This is a genomic window from Arthrobacter sp. Leaf234, from assembly GCF_001422665.1.
GTDB lineage: Bacteria > Actinomycetota > Actinomycetes > Actinomycetales > Micrococcaceae > Arthrobacter_D.
In genome coordinates, this window is record NZ_LMLU01000001.1 from 665,244 (window position 1) to 680,263 (window position 15,020).

Annotated in this window: 16 protein-coding genes; 11 read left to right on the forward strand and 5 right to left on the reverse strand. The window is 70.5% G+C overall.

Translation table 11 applies throughout. The features are described from left to right. The first annotated feature begins 16 nt into the window (after positions 1 to 16). From pdhA to ASF21_RS16700, 4 genes are read left to right on the forward strand one after another with little or no spacing between them, the layout of a single operon-like run. Positions 17 to 1,237, forward strand: coding sequence for a pyruvate dehydrogenase (acetyl-transferring) E1 component subunit alpha (pdhA, locus tag ASF21_RS03085; protein ID WP_055766620.1), 1,221 nt, complete (start codon positions 17 to 19; stop codon positions 1,235 to 1,237). Beyond that, on the forward strand, positions 1,237 to 2,211 hold the full coding sequence (locus ASF21_RS03090) for an alpha-ketoacid dehydrogenase subunit beta (RefSeq protein WP_055766623.1): 975 nt from the start codon (positions 1,237 to 1,239) through the stop codon (positions 2,209 to 2,211). Before pdhA ends, ASF21_RS03090 begins: the two co-directional genes overlap by 1 nt. Before the next feature lie 9 nt (positions 2,212 to 2,220). Beyond that, positions 2,221 to 3,999, forward strand: coding sequence for a dihydrolipoamide acetyltransferase family protein (locus tag ASF21_RS03095; protein ID WP_055766625.1), 1,779 nt, complete (start codon positions 2,221 to 2,223; stop codon positions 3,997 to 3,999). A gap of 9 nt (positions 4,000 to 4,008) precedes the next feature. Further along, on the forward strand, positions 4,009 to 4,233 hold the full coding sequence (locus tag ASF21_RS16700; RefSeq protein ID WP_157365712.1) for a hypothetical protein: 225 nt from the start codon (positions 4,009 to 4,011) through the stop codon (positions 4,231 to 4,233). 3 nt (positions 4,234 to 4,236) lie between these two features. Here ASF21_RS16700 and ASF21_RS03100 read toward each other — a convergent pair whose 3' ends face one another. Both ASF21_RS03100 and ASF21_RS03105 read right to left on the reverse strand, forming a co-directional pair. Beyond that, positions 4,237 to 5,535: a PLP-dependent aminotransferase family protein gene (locus tag ASF21_RS03100; RefSeq protein WP_055766628.1), complete on the reverse strand. Its 1,299-nt coding sequence runs from the start codon at positions 5,533 to 5,535 to the stop codon at positions 4,237 to 4,239. 63 nt (positions 5,536 to 5,598) lie between these two features. Next, entirely contained in the window at positions 5,599 to 6,567 is a 969-nt protein-coding gene (locus tag ASF21_RS03105) for a helix-turn-helix transcriptional regulator (protein WP_055766631.1), read from the reverse strand. A gap of 376 nt (positions 6,568 to 6,943) precedes the next feature. Here ASF21_RS03105 and ASF21_RS16705 point away from each other — a divergent pair, with 376 nt between their 5' ends. The 3 genes from ASF21_RS16705 (at position 6,944) to ASF21_RS03115 (ending at position 8,374) form a co-directional block, all read left to right on the forward strand. Next, complete coding sequence (locus ASF21_RS16705) at positions 6,944 to 7,084, forward strand: hypothetical protein (protein ID WP_157365713.1); 141 nt, start codon at positions 6,944 to 6,946, stop codon at positions 7,082 to 7,084. Between the two features lie 87 nt (positions 7,085 to 7,171). After that, positions 7,172 to 8,140, forward strand: a complete 969-nt coding sequence (locus ASF21_RS03110) for a lantibiotic dehydratase C-terminal domain-containing protein (protein ID WP_055766634.1) — start codon at positions 7,172 to 7,174, stop codon at positions 8,138 to 8,140. 42 nt (positions 8,141 to 8,182) lie between these two features. Continuing rightward, on the forward strand, positions 8,183 to 8,374 hold the full coding sequence (locus tag ASF21_RS03115) for a hypothetical protein (protein ID WP_055766637.1): 192 nt from the start codon (positions 8,183 to 8,185) through the stop codon (positions 8,372 to 8,374). Positions 8,375 to 8,480: 106 nt separating this feature from the next. Here the strand turns inward: ASF21_RS03115 and ASF21_RS03120 are convergent, their stop codons facing one another. Continuing rightward, on the reverse strand, positions 8,481 to 9,041 hold the full coding sequence (locus ASF21_RS03120; protein ID WP_055766640.1) for an NAD(P)H-dependent oxidoreductase: 561 nt from the start codon (positions 9,039 to 9,041) through the stop codon (positions 8,481 to 8,483). Between the two features lie 114 nt (positions 9,042 to 9,155). Here ASF21_RS03120 and ASF21_RS03125 point away from each other — a divergent pair, with 114 nt between their 5' ends. The 3 genes from ASF21_RS03125 to ASF21_RS03135 all read left to right on the forward strand — a co-directional run bounded on the left by ASF21_RS03125 (position 9,156) and on the right by ASF21_RS03135 (position 11,795). Continuing rightward, entirely contained in the window at positions 9,156 to 9,749 is a 594-nt protein-coding gene (locus tag ASF21_RS03125; RefSeq protein ID WP_055766642.1) for a TetR/AcrR family transcriptional regulator, read from the forward strand. Between the two features lie 135 nt (positions 9,750 to 9,884). Further along, positions 9,885 to 10,712: a GAF and ANTAR domain-containing protein gene (locus ASF21_RS03130; protein WP_055766645.1), complete on the forward strand. Its 828-nt coding sequence runs from the start codon at positions 9,885 to 9,887 to the stop codon at positions 10,710 to 10,712. A gap of 15 nt (positions 10,713 to 10,727) precedes the next feature. Next, positions 10,728 to 11,795 carry a Gfo/Idh/MocA family oxidoreductase gene (locus ASF21_RS03135; RefSeq protein WP_055766650.1) on the forward strand — a complete coding sequence of 356 codons (1,068 nt, stop codon included), beginning with the start codon at positions 10,728 to 10,730 and terminating at the stop codon, positions 11,793 to 11,795. Positions 11,796 to 11,817: 22 nt separating this feature from the next. Here ASF21_RS03135 and ald read toward each other — a convergent pair whose 3' ends face one another. Continuing rightward, positions 11,818 to 12,933: an alanine dehydrogenase gene (ald, locus tag ASF21_RS03140; protein WP_055766655.1), complete on the reverse strand. Its 1,116-nt coding sequence runs from the start codon at positions 12,931 to 12,933 to the stop codon at positions 11,818 to 11,820. A gap of 265 nt (positions 12,934 to 13,198) precedes the next feature. Between ald and ASF21_RS03145 the strand changes: the two genes are divergently transcribed. Next, a complete protein-coding gene (locus ASF21_RS03145) occupies positions 13,199 to 14,428 on the forward strand; it encodes a PucR family transcriptional regulator (RefSeq protein ID WP_055766658.1) in 1,230 nt (409 codons plus the stop codon). Between the two features lie 28 nt (positions 14,429 to 14,456). Here ASF21_RS03145 and ASF21_RS03150 read toward each other — a convergent pair whose 3' ends face one another. Continuing rightward, the gene (locus tag ASF21_RS03150) at positions 14,457 to 14,873 is read right to left on the reverse strand and encodes a helix-turn-helix domain-containing protein (RefSeq protein ID WP_055769023.1); all 417 of its coding nucleotides are present in this window, start codon (positions 14,871 to 14,873) and stop codon (positions 14,457 to 14,459) included. Positions 14,874 to 15,020: the final 147 nt, after the last annotated feature.

A 15,020-nucleotide genomic window follows, 5' to 3' on the forward strand; every position in this document is an offset into this window, starting at 1 on the left:
GGATGAGGAGCTAGGGATGAACGGCGGTCGATTGCCGACAGCGGAGTTCGAGGTCGAGGAGGTCGAGCGCGCGGCGCGCACGGCGGAACTCGGGCAGGACCGTCAGGCCGAGCCGGACATGCTCCGGATCCTCGATCCGGAGGGCCGGCTGGCCGACGGGATGACGGCCGGGATCGCCGGTGAGCTCGTCGACTTCGCCCCCTACCTCTCGACGTCGGACGCACCGCACCTGCTCTCGCTCTACCGGGACATGTACCTGGTCCGCCGCTTCGACCAGGAGTCCACCGCCCTGCAGCGGCAGGGGCAGCTGGCCCTCTGGGTCCCCCTCACCGGTCAGGAGGCCGCCCAGATCGGGTCGGGCCGCGCCATGGAGGCCCAGGACTACGCCTTCCCGACCTATCGCGAGCACGGCGTCGCGCTGACCCGCGGCGTCGAGCTGTCCGAGATCCTGCGTCTCTTCCGCGGCGTGACCAACGGCGGCTGGGATCCCCGGGAGCGGAACTTCCACCTCTACACGCTGGTGCTCGCCGCGCAGTCCCTGCACGCCGTGGGCTACGCGATGGGGATCCAGCGGGACCAGCTCGCCGATCCTTCCCTGCCGCAGGCGGCATCCGTCGCCTACTTCGGCGACGGAGCCAGCTCCGAGGGCGACATCCACGAGTCCATGGTGTTCGCGGCGTCCTTCGATGCACCCGTCGTGTTCTTCTGCCAGAACAACCAGTGGGCCATCTCCGTGCCCTCGACGGTGCAGACGCGCGTGCCGCTGGCGAAGCGGGCCGAGGGGTACGGTTTCCCGGGCGTCCGCGTGGACGGCAACGACGTCCTCGCGGTCGAGGCCGTCACCCGCTGGGCCCTCGAGCACGCGCGGACCGGCAGGGGGCCGGTACTGATCGAGGCGTACACCTACCGCATGAGTGCGCACACCACCGCGGATGACCCGACCAAGTACCGGCTGTCCGGTGACGAGCAGGAGTGGCGGACCCGGGACCCGTTGGCCCGCCTCGAGACCTATCTGCGCTCGGCCGGACTCGCCGACGACGCCTTCTTCGAGGGGCTGGCGGACGAGGCCCGGGTCATGGCCTCGGACCTCCGGGCGGCCGTGCTGTCGATGACCGCGCCGGATCTGGAGAGCCGCTTCGCGGCCGTGTACGCCGAGCCGCACCCACTCGTGCAGGAGGAACTGCGGTTCTTCCAGCAGTACGAGTCCGGTTTCGCCGACGAAGGGAAGCACGCCTGATGGCGACCATGACCATCGCCAGGGCGATCAACGAGGGGCTTCGCGCGTCCCTCGCGAACGATCCGAAGACCCTGCTCATGGGGGAGGACATCGGTGAGCTCGGAGGCGTGTACCGGGTCACGGACGGACTGAAGAAGGACTTCGGCGCGATGCGCGTGGTCGACTCCCCGCTCGCCGAGTCAGGGATCATCGGCACCGCGATCGGCCTCGCCCTCCGCGGCTACCGGCCCATCTGCGAGATCCAGTTCGACGGTTTCGTGTTCCCGGGGTTCAACCAGATCACCACCCAGCTCGCCAAGCTGCGCACCCGCAGCGACGGGATGCTGAGTGCCCCCGTGGTCATCCGCATCCCTTACGGCGGTGGCATCGGCAGCGTGGAGCACCATTCGGAGTCGCCGGAGGCGCTGTTCGCCCACACTGCCGGCCTGCGGATCATCACGCCCTCGAATCCCCAGGACGCCTACTGGATGATCCAGCAGGCCGTCAGCTGCGAGGACCCGGTGATCGTCTTCGAGCCCAAACGGCGGTACTGGCTCAAGGGCGAGGTGGACACGGGGGCACCCGTCGGTGATCCGTTCACCGCGCACGTCCTGCGCCGTGGCACCGATGCGACGGTGGTCGCCTACGGTCCGCTGGTGCCCGTGGCGCTGGCGGCGGCCGCCGCTGCCGAGGAGGACGGGCGGAGCGTCGAGGTCATCGACCTCAGGTCCATCTCGCCGATCGATTTCGACACCGTCACCGAGTCCGTGACCCGCACCGGGCGGCTGATCGTTGCGCACGAGGCCCCGACCTTCGGCGGGATCGGCGGCGAGATCGCCGCGCGCATCTCCGAGCGTGCGTTCCTGTCCCTCGAGGCGCCCGTCATCCGTGTGGGCGGGTTCCACATGCCCTATCCGGTCGCCCGTGTGGAGGAGCAGTACCTGCCCGACATCGACCGCATCCTCGAGGCACTCGACCGTGCCTTCGCATACTGAAGGACCACCATGACGCTGAAGACGTTCAACCTGCCCGACGTCGGTGAAGGCCTCACCGAGGCGGAGATCGTGCAGTGGAGGGTGGCGCCGGGCGCAGCCGTGTCCGTCAACGACATCATCTGCGAGATCGAGACCGCGAAGTCCCTCGTCGAGCTCTCCTCGCCCTACGAGGGCACGGTCTCCGAGTTGCTGGTGCCGGAGGGCGAGACGATCGAGGTCGGGACGCCGATCATCTCCGTGGAGGACGGCACCGGACCGTCCGGCAGAGGCAGCAGTGGCGGCAGTGGCGGCTCCGCCGTGACTGCGCCGACGTCCGGGGCGGCGCCTCGGCCCGACGGTTCGGACGGCCGCGACGCGCAGGTACCTACAGACGAGCCCGCCGGGAGCGAGGCACGCCCGGCCACCTCGACCGAGGGCCAGGTCCCCGTGCCGGAGATGCCGGGAGAACTGGCAGGCCCGCAGGCAGGAGCCCTTCGCGGCGATGGCTCCGCAACGGTCACCGGAGGTCACTCCGCTGCCGGCGGTGAGGCCGCGTCCGGCGCAGGCCCCGCAGCAACGCGAGGGGACACGGCACCAGGATCGGGTTCCGCGGATCCGGTGCCCGGCCCCCTCGTCGGGACGGGCCCGAAGGCCGACGCCGTCAAACGCCGCCCCCGTAAGTCACCGTCCGGCCCGGCCCGGGCCGTGTCCGCCGCATCGGCGGCCGGCCATCCGGGCAGGAGCGATGACCGGGCGGCGGGAAGCTCCCAGCAGCCCGCCGACGGGCAGTCCACCGTGACGGTCGCGCCCGCACCGCCGGCCTCAGCCGGCCCGGGGGCGACAGATCGACAGCAGGCGCCCAGCGCGACGCCGGTGCCGTCCGGCAGCGGCAGCGCGCAGGGCCGGGTGAACCCGCTCAACCAGCTCATCAATCGCGTCCTGGCGAAGCCACCGGTCCGGAAGGCGGCGCGGGACCTCGGCATCAACCTCGCCGACGTCCCGGCCACCGGATCCGCCGGCGAGGTCACGAAGCAGGACCTCATGAGCTACCAGTCGCAGCGTGACGCGGAGCAGGACGGCGCCGACTCCTTCTGGTCGGAGCGCAAGCTCCTCGGGGGCGACCGCATCGAGCGCATCCCGGTCAAGGGCGTCCGCAAGGCCACCGCGAGGGCGATGGTCCAGAGCGCCTTCACCGCGCCGCACGTCAGCATCTTCGTGGACGTCGACGCATCGCGCACCATGGAGTTCGTGAAGCGGCTCAAGGCCAGCCGGGACTTCGAGGGCATCAAGGTCTCGCCCCTGCTGATCCTCGCGAAGGCGGTCATCTGGGCTGCTGCACGGAACCCCTCCGTCAACGCGACCTGGTCCGATGACGAGATCCTCGTCAAGCACTTCATGAACCTCGGGATCGCCGCCGCCACGCCACGGGGCCTCATGGTGCCGAACATCAAGGATGCGCAGGATCTCTCCCTGAAGGAACTCGCACTGGCCCTCAACGAGCTGGCGACGACGGCGCGGGCGGGCAGGACGCAGCCTGCCCAGATGCAGGGCGGCACGCTGACCGTCACGAACATCGGCGCCCTCGGCATCGACACGGGAACGCCCATCATCAATCCGGGGGAAGTGGCGATCGTGGCCTTCGGCACCATCAAGCAGAAACCCTGGGTGCTCGACGGCGAGGTGATCCCCCGGTGGATCACGACCCTCGGGGGGTCCTTCGACCACCGCGTGGTGGACGGGGATCTCAGTGCCCGCTTCATGGCGGACGTCGCCTCGATCCTCGAGGAACCTGCGCTGCTCCTCGACTAGGGTTGGCGCATGAACCAGGAGTTGCCGGGGCAGGATCCCGGCCGTCGACCGCGCGCCCGGTACCCGTTGAGCAGGCTGCTGCTGGTCGTGGTCGTCGGCTTCATCGCCTCGAGCCTCCTGCAACTCGCCTTTCCGGGGCTGGACACGATCGCCCGCCTGTCCATCCTGGTGATCGTCGCCGCGCTGATCTCGATCACGGTGACGTTCCGCCAGCAGAGGCGCCCACCGCGCTGACCTCTAGGGCGCCCGGAGACCGGTGATGGCACCGCGGAGGATCGGCGCGAGACGCCGGACGCCCTCGACGATGTCCTCGGGGGACACGGCGCTGAACGCCAGGCGCAGCTTGTTCGACGGCTCGTCCGACGGCGTGAAGGCGGCACCCGGGATGAAGACGACGCCGGCGTCGATGGCGGTGTAGAGCAGGGGATAGGTGTCGATCCCCTCGGGCAGGGTGACCCAGACGAAGAAGCCGCCGTCGGGCGTGGTCCAGTGCACGCCGTCCGGCAGCTCGGCGGCGAGGGCGCCGAGCATGGCCTCGCACCGTTCGCGGTAGAGGCCGCGCATGGACTGCAGGTGGCCGCGCCAGTCGTACTCCGTGAGATAGGCGGTGACGAGCATCTGCGTGAGCGGCGACGGACAGAGCACCACCGCCTCGCAGGCCAGGTAGAACCGGCGGTAGAGGTGCCTGGGCACCAGCGCCCAGCCCAGGCGCACACCGGGCGCGAAGATCTTGGAGAACGAGCCGAGGTAGATGACGTCCTCGGGGTTGGCCGCGCGCAGGGGTTCGAGGGGCTCGCCGTCGAAGCGGAGCATGCCGTAGGGGTTGTCCTCGAGGACCAGGATCGTGTGCGCGCGGCAGATGTCGACGACGCGCTGGCGGCGGTCGGCGGCCAGGGTGATGCCGCTCGGGTTGTTGAAGCTGGGGATCGTGTAGAGCAGCTTGATGGTCCGCCCCTCCGCCTCGAGCTCGCCGATGATGCGCTCGAGTTCGTCCGGGATCAGTCCGTCCTCGTCCATCGGGACGGTGACGACGTCCACCTCGTAGGCCTCGAAGGTGTTGAGGGCGCCGACGTACGTGGGGTCCTCGCAGAGGATCACGTCTCCGGGATCGCAGAAGACCTTGGCTGCGACGTCCTGGGCAGATTGCGATCCGGTGGTGATGACGATGTCGTCGGCACTGGCGCCCACGATCCCCTCGGCGGCCATGACGTCGCAGACGAGAGAGCGCAGTTCCGCCATGCCCTGCCCGCCGCCGTACTGCAGCGCCTCCAGGCCGTGCTCGGCGATGATCTTCTGGGCCGTACGGCCGAGGTCCTCGAGGGGGAGGGACCTCAGGTAGGGGCTGCCGCCGGCCAGGGAGACGAGGCCGGGGCGGATCGAGATGTCGAAGACGTCGCGGACGGCCGACTGCTTGATGTTCGCCGCGCGCACGGAGAAGAGCGGATCGTGCCGTGCTGCGGAGTCGACGGCGCGTTCGAGGGCTGCTTCCGTCTCGGCGGGCAGGAGGTCGGCGGAGGCTTCGCTGGAGGACGTCACGCCCAGAGTCTAGGCGCGTGTTGACCATCAGGCAACAGGTGTTGACCAGCGGAACGTAGGCTGTCAGATCCAGCCGGCGTCGCGGGCCTTCAGGGCGGCCTGGAAACGGCTGTCCGCGCGCAGGGTCTCGAGCATCCAGGCGATGTGCCGCCTGCACGTCCGGACGTTGATGTCCAGCCGCCGTGCGATCGACTCGTCGGAGAGTCCGCTGGCGAGTCCCTGGATGATCGAGCGCTGCAGGCTGCTGAGCGGGGACTCCACCTCCTCGGGTGCCAGGAACGCCTGGCTGATCTCCCAGGCGATCTCGAACAGCTGCGTGAAGATGTTGATGAGGCTGTGGTCCCGGATCACCAGCGCCGCCTTGTCGTCGCGCGTCAGCTGACGGCCCACCAGCGCCAGCTTCTCGTCGAAGATCAGCATGCGCAGCGGGATGAACGGGAGGACTCCGAACTCGCCCCCGCCGGCGGCGATGGCCTCGACGGCCTTCCGTGTCGGGACGTGGTCCCTCGTGCTCGTGTCGTACAGGGTGCGGCGGCGTACGCCCTTCTCCAGGAGTTCGAGGTCCTTCCGCACGCTCTCCTCGTGGACGTCCGCCGTCGAGCCCTGTCCCGGCTGCGCGATGTAGACCTTCTCCGTGACATCCCGGCCGTAGTCGATGAGCACGCGGTGGATGAGGTGCGGGTCCTCGAGTGTCTCCACCGAGGTGCTCGCGAGGACGTGCTTGCGCGCATCGAGGAAGGTGGGGAGGAGGCTCGAGAGTTCGCGCCGCTGGCTGCTGATGCGTGCCTTCAGGTCCTGCAGGGTGCGCTCGTCGGCGTCGACCAGATCGGCGAGGGCGACATCGGGGGACACCGCGACGAGGCCGTCGTCGCTGCCAGCCTGAGGGCTGAGCAGCCGGCGCCGGGACAGCTCGCCGATGGCCTCGTCGATCCGGCGCAGTGTCAGGCCCAGCTGCTCCGACACCTCGGCACGGGTCCAGCCGGGATGACCCACCGCATAGCGATAGACCTCCAGCGCCGTGGCATCCAGCATGAACCCTCCCTGTCGTCCCCGGTCATGAGCATTCAGCACGGTGCGAAAAACATGACATGTCCAGTTAATGACACATCTGTCGGGCTGGCAATCCACCGGCCCCGTCCGAGCCGCGGATCCGCGTCGTTCCGCGGATCCGCCGTCCCCGCGATCCCTGTGAGCACGCCTGGGCGTGGTGTCCGCATCCGCTCGGCGTCCGGTTGGCGTCATGTCCGCAAACGGCCACCCGTACTGCTGGACACTACCCTCTGCGCACCGACATTCTGATGGAGCCGGTTCACCGGGGTCCTGACCGGGATGCCGATGGATACGGGCACTGCGCATCCGCAGTGCGGACCAGTTCGACCTCCCGGGGAACGGGCAAGGAAGGATCGCCATGAAGAAGGTACTCGGCGCAACTGCAGGCCTGATGATCCTGGTCGGAGCCGTTGTGCCGGCAGGTCAGACCATCAGCGCGGCAAGCTGGGACTGGCCCAAGGCCTCGGTCTCGGCCAGCAGCTGGGACTGGCCCAAGTAGGAACACGGCGGCGCCGGACTAGAGCCCGGGCGCCGCTCCCATAGCCCGCCCCAGCGGGGGTGATCACAGACCCTGAAGGAGAGAGCCATGAGTCAGCTGACAGCCGTGCGAACCGCCTCACGGACGGTCGTCAGCACTCAGTGGTGGCATCTCTCCCTCTCGACGGGTGGCTTCGATGTAGCGGACGGCATCATCGAAGAGCTGGTCACCCCGCTGGTGGCGCAGGCGCATGCGCTCGGCGCCAAACGCTGGTACTTCACGCGGTGCGAGGACGCATCCACCGGAGTGGTCAGCCAGATCAGGCTCAGCATCCACGCGCACCCCCGGGTCCTCGAGAGGCTCCGCACCTTCCAGCGGGCGCTCCAGGCCCGCAGTGCGCAGGCCCTGCCGCTGCTGGCGGTCCGGCAGCACTACACGGCTCCCGCGAGCAACACCTACTACTCGGGCGGCCAGGAGATGGCCGACCCCCAGCTCGAGGCGAACCTCGTGAAGTACGGCGGTGTGGAGGGACTCCACCTGGCCGAGGAGGTCTTCGAACTCAGCTCCGAGCTGGCGATCTGGGGCAACCAGCGGTTCCCCCGCATGCAGGGCCGTTCGGCGCTCGGCGCCCTGGTCCTGTTCGACGCCGCCCAGAGCATGATGCGAGGGCCGCGCTCGGCCGGCTGGCAGGATCGCCGCCGCCTGACCTGGGACTTCTACTGGGACAGCCACCTGCGGACCTGCACCGCCGACGTCGGGCCGCGCGCTCCGGCAGTCCGCGACGCCATGGCGACGCAGGTCTCCTCGAAGGCGACCGGCTTCCATGCCCTGATGGCGGCGACGGCATCCGAGTCCGCGGTGCACAACTGGCGACGGCGCTGGTACCGGGCGCTCGACACCTACCTCTACCGCGCCGACAAGGTGCGGGTCAGCCGCAGCGCCCAGCACCTCACGGTCTACCAGGCGCACATGACGCTCAACCGCCTCGGATTCGTCCCCCGCGAGGAGGCCGCCCTCGGTCTCTACGCGCGGAGCTGGAAGCCGCAGGTGGACCTCATTGCACCGCGACAGCCCTGACGGTCACGGCCGCCCAGGACCCATCGAGCGAAGGACTGCACCATGAATGCCAGGAACACCATCGTGCTCGCCATGGACCAGGACGATCTCTCCGAGGCGCTCGGCTGCTCCTCCGAGGCGGTCCAGTCCATGCAGAACGACGGCGTGCTCGAATCGCAGGGTCAGCTGTGGGAGATCGGACCTGCGCGGGACTACCTCAGGGACGCGGCCTGGGCGGACAGCCTCTGGCACTGACACCCGGTCACCGGAACGCTCCGGTGCACGCACGACGACGCCGGCGCATCCCTGCGCCGGCGTCGTCGTGTTCCGATCCGGGTATGCCCGGCCGAGGGTAGGAGCCTCAGGCTGCGACGGGTGACGCAGCTCCCGCCAGGGCCGAGAGGACGTCCGACACCTGGCCGGCGACCTCGGCGTCGTCCTTCGGGTGGACCTCTGCGAAGCGGGTGATCGATCCGCCGATGGACAGCTTGGTGTCGTCCACGACCGACGCTCCGGCGACGCCGAGGGCGCGGCGGGCCTCGTCGTGGGCCCAGACTCCGCCGTACTGGCCGAAGGCGGACCCGATGACGGCGGCCGGCTTGCTCGAGATGGCGCCGGCGCCGTAGGGGCGGGACAGCCAGTCGATCGCGTTCTTCAGGACGGCGGGCATGGTGCCGTTGTACTCGGGCGAGACGAGGAGGAGGGCATCCGCGTCGGCGGCCGCGGCGCGGAGGTCGTCGGCCGACTTCGGGCGGTCGGCGTCGTTGTCGATGTCCTCGTTGTAGAACGGGACTTCACTCAGGCGATCGAACGTCACCACGGTCACGGCGTCGGGCGCGTGCTCCTTCGCGGCCTCTGCGAGCTGGCGGTTGATGGAGCCTTCGCGGAGGCTGCCGACGAGTGTCAGGATCGTGGTGGTCATGAAATCTCCGTTGCTAGTGACCTCGCGGCCGGGGCTGGTGCGGACGTATCGAACCGCGTCTGCTCAGGGTCAAGCGGACCACGGTCCGTTTTATTCCGGGTCTATGCTTGCCCCATGCAGGGGGAGGGCTTGCTCCGGGTCACCGGCGACGACGGAGAACGCATGGATGCGGCGCGGAACCGCCGGCTCCTGCTCGACGCCGCGGCCGAGATCGTGGCGACCTGCGGTGCGGAACGGCTGACCACCGATGCGGTGGCGCGCAGGGCGGGGGTGGGCAAGGGAACCGTCTTCCGCCGGTTCGGAAGCCGGGCGGGTCTCATGCACGCACTCGCCGACGAGGCCGGACGGGAATTCCAGCAGGCCTTCATGAGCGGTCCGCCGCCGCTCGGCCCGGGCGCCCCGCCGCTGGAGCGGCTCATCGCCTTCGGAGAGGCGAGCATCGCCAGGATGCGCCTGGACGGACAGATCCTCCGGGCCACGGAACAGCAGGGCGGACCCGATCTCGAGCACCCGACGCAGCGGTTGGTCCGCCTGCACCTCGCGATGCTGCTGCGGGGGATCGGGGTATCCGATCCCGAGGTGGGCGCCTACCACCTGGCCGCCGTCCTCAACGCCGGTCTGCTGCTCCACCTGCAGGACGATCGGGGGATGTCCGGAGAGCGGCTGACCGCCTCGTGGGCCGCCCTCGTCACTGCTCTCGCCGCCTGACGGCGCGCCGCCGGCTCCGCCGCTCAGGGCCCCGGTAGGCGGTCCGATGTCGGTCCGGGGTGATCGCCGACCCCTTGTACACTGTGGAAAAAGCGCCGGCAGCCTGCCGGCGGGCGAGTCGAGGTTGGAGTCGGTATGGAGGAGCTACCCGAGGCGCAGGCCGATGCCCGGGCGACATCCGCCGGCGACGACCCGTCCTCGCGCATCCTCCACATGGTCGCCGACGAGGTGGAGGTCCTGCCGCCCGCGGAGGCCGCCGCGCGACTCCAGGACCTGCTCGTCGACCATCCGGACGTCCGGTCCTTCCTCCAGGAGCTCGCGGACTTCACGGCCGAGACGCTGGGGACGCAGGGGGACACCTACTGCGGGATCACCCTGCAGCGGTCTCCGAGCGAGCAGCTCACCGTCGCGAGCAGTGGCGAGAAGGCCCGTGCGATGGACGAGGTGCAGTACGACCACAACGACGGCCCGTGCCTGCACGCCCTCCGCGTCCACGACGAGGTCTTCATCGCCGATGTCGTCTCCGAGGACCGCTGGCCGGACTTCATGCGGCACATCGCCCGCAACGACGTCGGCGCCATGTTCTGCCTCCCCCTGGACCTCGAGGGGTCCGCCCGCGCGGCCCTGAACCTGTACGCAGAGGACAGCTCGGTCTTCAGCGACGAGTACCGCCGGGTGGCACGGGCCTTCACCGTCCAGGCGTCGCAGGCACTCAAGCTTGCGGTGAGGGTGGCGCAGCACACGGCGACCGCGGAGGACCTGCACGCAGTCCTCCAGACCCGTACCGAGATCGATCTCGCCGTCGGCATCATCATGGGGCAGGACAACTGCTCGCAGAAGGACGCGTTCGACAAGCTCCGCCGGGCGTCGAACTCCCGCAACGTCAAGCTGCGCGTCCTGGCGGCGGGGATGGTCGCCGGCCTCAACGGCTCCGTGCCCCGCGCGCACTTCGACCCGTCCTGATCCTTCCGCGCGCCCGTGTCAGCATCTCCCGACCGTCCGATCAGCACGGTCCTGGTCGGCTTCGGCCACGGCGGCCGCGTCTTCCACGCCCCGCTGCTCCGGCATGACCCGCGCTTCGATGTCGCCGCCGTGGTCACGCGCAGCGAGGCCCGGCAGGACGCGGCACGGACGGAACATCCGGATGCCGTCGTCGTCGGCACCCTCGGCGACGCACTCCGCGCGGTGCCGGCCCTCGAACTCGCGGTGATCACGACGCCCAACGCGACGCACGGTCCGCTGGCCACCGCGGCCCTGGCGGCCGGCCTGCACGTGGTGGTCGACAAGCCGCTCGTCGTCGACGCCGAGGAGGGCGAACGGCTGCGCCACGCCGCCCTGCAGGCCGGCCGGCTCCTCGTCCCCTTCCACAACCGCCGCTGGGACGGTGACGTCCTGGCCGTGCGGGCAGCGGTGGACGCCGGCAGGCTCGGGTCCGTGCGGAGCGTCGAGTCCGCTATCGAGTCCTGGAAGCCGACCGTCGGCAAGGCCTGGAAGCGCGAGGCGGCGCCCGCTGCGGGCGGCGGCGTCCTCCACGACCTCGGGACCCACCTGATCGACCAGGCGCTGGTGCTCTTCGGCCCGGGGGAGGCCGTCTTCGCGCAGCTGCACCGGAACCGGGAGGACACCTCCGCGGAGGACACGGCGTTCGTCGTCATCGAGCACGCGTCGGGCGTGACGAGCCATGTGCGCGCCGGCACGCTCGAGCCGCTGGCCCGCCCACGGTTCCGCGTGACCGGCAGCGCCGGTTCGCTCGTCATCACCGGGACGGACCCGCAGGAGGCGCTGCTGGACCGGGGTGTCCCTCCGGCCGGAGTCGCCGCAGCCGCTGCCGGCCTGCCGGGCGCGAGCCGCGGTGTGCTCGGCGCGGGCGGGACCGCGGAGCCCTTCCCCGTGGGGCCGGGCGACTACCCGGCGTTCTACGCCGGCCTCGCCGCGGCGATCGACGGGGAGGGACCCCCTCCCGTATCGGTGGAGGAGGCCCTCGCCGTCGTCCGGCTCATCGAGCGGGTCCACGCGGCGTTCCCCGTCCGGCGCGGCCCGCGCTGAGCGCGCGGCCGGAGGACAGGGGTCACCCGACCAGCGCGGCCCAGTCCTCGGCGAGCTCGAGGCCGTGCGCCGCCGACACGGAGTGGTGTGCCACCCGGCCCGCGGCGACGTTGAGTCCGCGGGCCAGCGCCGGATCGGCGGCGAAGGCTCCCTGCACGCCCTTGTCCGCGAGGGCGACGGCGTAGCGGAGGGTCACATTCGTCAGCGCGTAGGTCGAGGTGTTCGGGACGGCGCCGGGCATGTTGCCCACGCAGTAGAAGAGGGACCCGTGGACCCGGAAGGTCGGATCCTCGTGGGTGGTGACGCGCGAATCCTCGAAGCACCCGCCCTGGTCCACGGCGATGTCGACGAGGACGCTGCCGGGCTTCATCCGCGCGACGAGGGCATTCGTGACGAGCTTCGGGGCGCGCGCGCCCGGGATGAGGACGGAGCCGATCACGAGGTCCGCCTCGAGGACGGAGGTCTCGATCTCCAGCGAGTTGGAGGCGACGGTCTTGACGCGGCCCGCGTAGAGCGCGTCGATCTCGCGCAGCCGGGCGATGTCGATGTCGAGGATGGTGACCTCCGCACCCGTCCCGACCGCCATCGCCGTCGCATTGGTCCCCGCGACGCCCGCGCCGAGAACCACCACCTTGGCGGGGCGCACTCCCGCCACCCCGCCGAGCAGCAGGCCCGGGCCGCCGGCGGGCGCCGTCATCACCTGCGCGCCGACCTGGACGGACAGGCGGCCGGCGACCTCGGACATGGGAGCGAGGAGGGGGAGCGAGCGGCCGTCCTGCACCGTCTCGTAGGCGATGGCGGTGACGCCGGCGTCGAGCAGGGCACGGGTCAGCTCCGGCTCGGCAGCCAGGTGGAGGTACGTGAACAGGATGAGCCCTTCGCGGAAGCGGTGGTACTCCGCCGCGACCGGTTCCTTCACCTTCATGACCATGTCCGCGCGGGCCCACACGTCGTCGGCCTCGTCCACGAGTTCGGCTCCCGCCGCCTCGTACTCTGCATCGGTGATGCTGGATCCGGTCCCGGCACCGCGCTCGACCAGGACGGTGTGTCCGTGGGCGCGGAACTCATGGACGCCGGACGCGGTGATCGCCACCCGGAACTCGTTGTTCTTCACTTCTTTGGGGACGCCGATGATCATGGGATTCTCCAGGCTGCGATCGGGGCGGACGGGGTGACTCCACGATAGGCCCGTGCCGGGCGGCCCGATCGGGGGTCCCGGATCAACGTCACCGTGGAGCATCGCCGGCCGGCCCGCCCGGAGGGGCGGAACGGCGCCCCGCCGCGGAACCGTGGCTCTGTGACGCGCACCACTAGCACGGCGACGTCGATGCCGCCATCGACAGATGTCGAGTCCGGGCGCGGCAGATGTCGCCCGCGACGACCGGTCGCCCTACTGTTGGTCTGTGCAGAACCAGGCCATCGAGGACGTCGTCGAGTCCATCGCGCAGCGCCTCGGACGCGGGCTCTCGCTCGAGGATCCCGACGGCGTGCTCCTCGCCTACAGCAGCCACCAGACCTCGGCCGACCGCGTCCGCGTCAACTTCCTCCTCAGCAAGCGGGTCCCCGCCGACGTCAGCGAGTGGCAGCAGCGGCACGGCATCACCCAGGCCGTGCGCGCCGTCGCCGTTCCGGCGAACGAGGATCTCGGGATGCTCGGACGTGTCTGCGTCCCCCTCCTCGTCCGGGGCTTCCGGGTCGGCTACCTGTGGGTGCAGCAGCAGTCGAGCGATGACCCCGCCGCCGGGATCCTGGCCGCGCTCCCGGCCGTCCGGCCGACCATCGACCGGCTGGCCGAACTGCTCCTCGAGACCGACACGGCATCCTCCGAGCGCCGGACCCGGCGTGAAGGGACGTTCCTGGCGGCCTGCCGCGGCGTCGCCACCGCCGTCGAGGAGCTGCGGGGCTGGCGGGAGCTCGGTGGCCACGGCCCCTGGCGCATCGCCATGGTGTACGAGGTCCCCCATCCGACCGCACCGAGGGAGGGGGGCGACCCGAACGAGGCTGCGCTGCTGCAGCGCACCCTCGCGCTGCAGGCGACGGTCGGCGTCGCACCCGTCCTGTTCAGCGCCGGGTCCTCGGACGTCTCGGTCCTCCTGTGCGCCGCGGACGTGGGCCGCACGGCGCTGGCGCAGGTGCTGGACAGGTACACCCGCGAGGTGGAGAAGCGCGCAGGCCGGTCGGCCGGCCGCTTCATCCTCGGGTTGAGCGAGACCGCGGCCGATCCACGGGACCTGATGGAGGCCATGCTGCAGGCGCAGCATGCCGTCCAGGCCGCCGCAGTGGATCCGCAGCTCGGCGAGACCTGCGCCTATGCGGACATCGGGGCTTACCAGTTCCTCGGCGCCGCCGGCTGGCAGGCTCCCGCGCAGGGCAGCGTCCACTTCGCGGAGCTGAGCGAGGCCGACCGTGTGGAGGAACTCCTTCCGGTCCTCGAACTGCTCTACGACAAGAACGGGTCGGTGCAGGACGTCGCGGCCCAGCTCCATCTCCACCGCAGCAGTGTCTACAACAGGCTGGCGCGCATTCGTTCCATCATCGGCGTCGATCCGCTGGCGGGGCTGGTGCGCCTCGAACTGCACCTGGCCCTCAAGGCCCAGCGCTGGCGGTCACGGCCCCGTTTCGAGCGCGACTGACCGCGTCCCACCGTGCTGAGCCGGGCCGTCAGCCGGACCCGGCCGCGTCCGCCCCGTGCGGTGCCCCGGCCGGATCCCTGCGCTCGAGCTGGCCACGGAGCCACTCCTCGACGTCCGCCCTGCGGAGGCGCCGGTGCGAGCCCCGGTACTCGACCGGGAGGGTTCCCGCATCCGTGAGCTTCCGGAGGTAGCTGTGCGAGATCCCGGCGAGCTCCGCCGCCTGCGACGTGGTGAGCAACTCGGCGACGGACGTCACCTGCACGGCATCGCCGTCGGACAGGCGGGCGAGGAGGTCGACGACGGCGGCCTGGGCCTCCGCGGGAAGGCGGTGCGCCGTGCCGTCCACGAAGACGGTGACGTCGCGGCTGGAGTCGAGGGCCCGGCGGAGCGGACCCGCCAGTTCCGGCGGGAGGGCTGGTGACGATCTCGGGGCCCTGGAAGTCATGGAGCCCATTGTGCCAGCCGGCGTCGCGGCATCCGGACCCCGCCCCGGCGCCGAGAAATCCCTGCTTCCGCACGGCGGAGCGGGAGTCTATATTCTAGGTATAAGTACCCTTACTACTTGTTTCCAGTGCCGGAGGCAAGACGAAAA

Bases quoted from the DNA above. Each gene is read 5' to 3' on its own strand.
- pdhA (WP_055766620.1), top strand. From the start codon at position 17: ATGAACGGCGGTCGATTGCCGACAGCGGAGTTCGAGGTCGAGGAGGTC.
- ASF21_RS03090 (WP_055766623.1), top strand. From the start codon at position 1,237: ATGGCGACCATGACCATCGCCAGGGCGATCAACGAGGGGCTTCGCGCG.
- ASF21_RS03095 (WP_055766625.1), top strand. From the start codon at position 2,221: ATGACGCTGAAGACGTTCAACCTGCCCGACGTCGGTGAAGGCCTCACC.
- ASF21_RS16700 (WP_157365712.1), top strand. From the start codon at position 4,009: ATGAACCAGGAGTTGCCGGGGCAGGATCCCGGCCGTCGACCGCGCGCC.
- ASF21_RS03105 (WP_055766631.1), bottom strand. From the start codon at position 6,567: ATGCTGGATGCCACGGCGCTGGAGGTCTATCGCTATGCGGTGGGTCAT.
- ASF21_RS16705 (WP_157365713.1), top strand. From the start codon at position 6,944: ATGAAGAAGGTACTCGGCGCAACTGCAGGCCTGATGATCCTGGTCGGA.
- ASF21_RS03110 (WP_055766634.1), top strand. From the start codon at position 7,172: ATGAGTCAGCTGACAGCCGTGCGAACCGCCTCACGGACGGTCGTCAGC.
- ASF21_RS03115 (WP_055766637.1), top strand. From the start codon at position 8,183: ATGAATGCCAGGAACACCATCGTGCTCGCCATGGACCAGGACGATCTC.
- ASF21_RS03120 (WP_055766640.1), bottom strand. From the start codon at position 9,041: ATGACCACCACGATCCTGACACTCGTCGGCAGCCTCCGCGAAGGCTCC.
- ASF21_RS03125 (WP_055766642.1), top strand. From the start codon at position 9,156: ATGCAGGGGGAGGGCTTGCTCCGGGTCACCGGCGACGACGGAGAACGC.
- ASF21_RS03130 (WP_055766645.1), top strand. From the start codon at position 9,885: ATGGAGGAGCTACCCGAGGCGCAGGCCGATGCCCGGGCGACATCCGCC.
- ald (WP_055766655.1), bottom strand. From the start codon at position 12,933: ATGATCATCGGCGTCCCCAAAGAAGTGAAGAACAACGAGTTCCGGGTG.
- ASF21_RS03150 (WP_055769023.1), bottom strand. From the start codon at position 14,873: ATGACTTCCAGGGCCCCGAGATCGTCACCAGCCCTCCCGCCGGAACTG.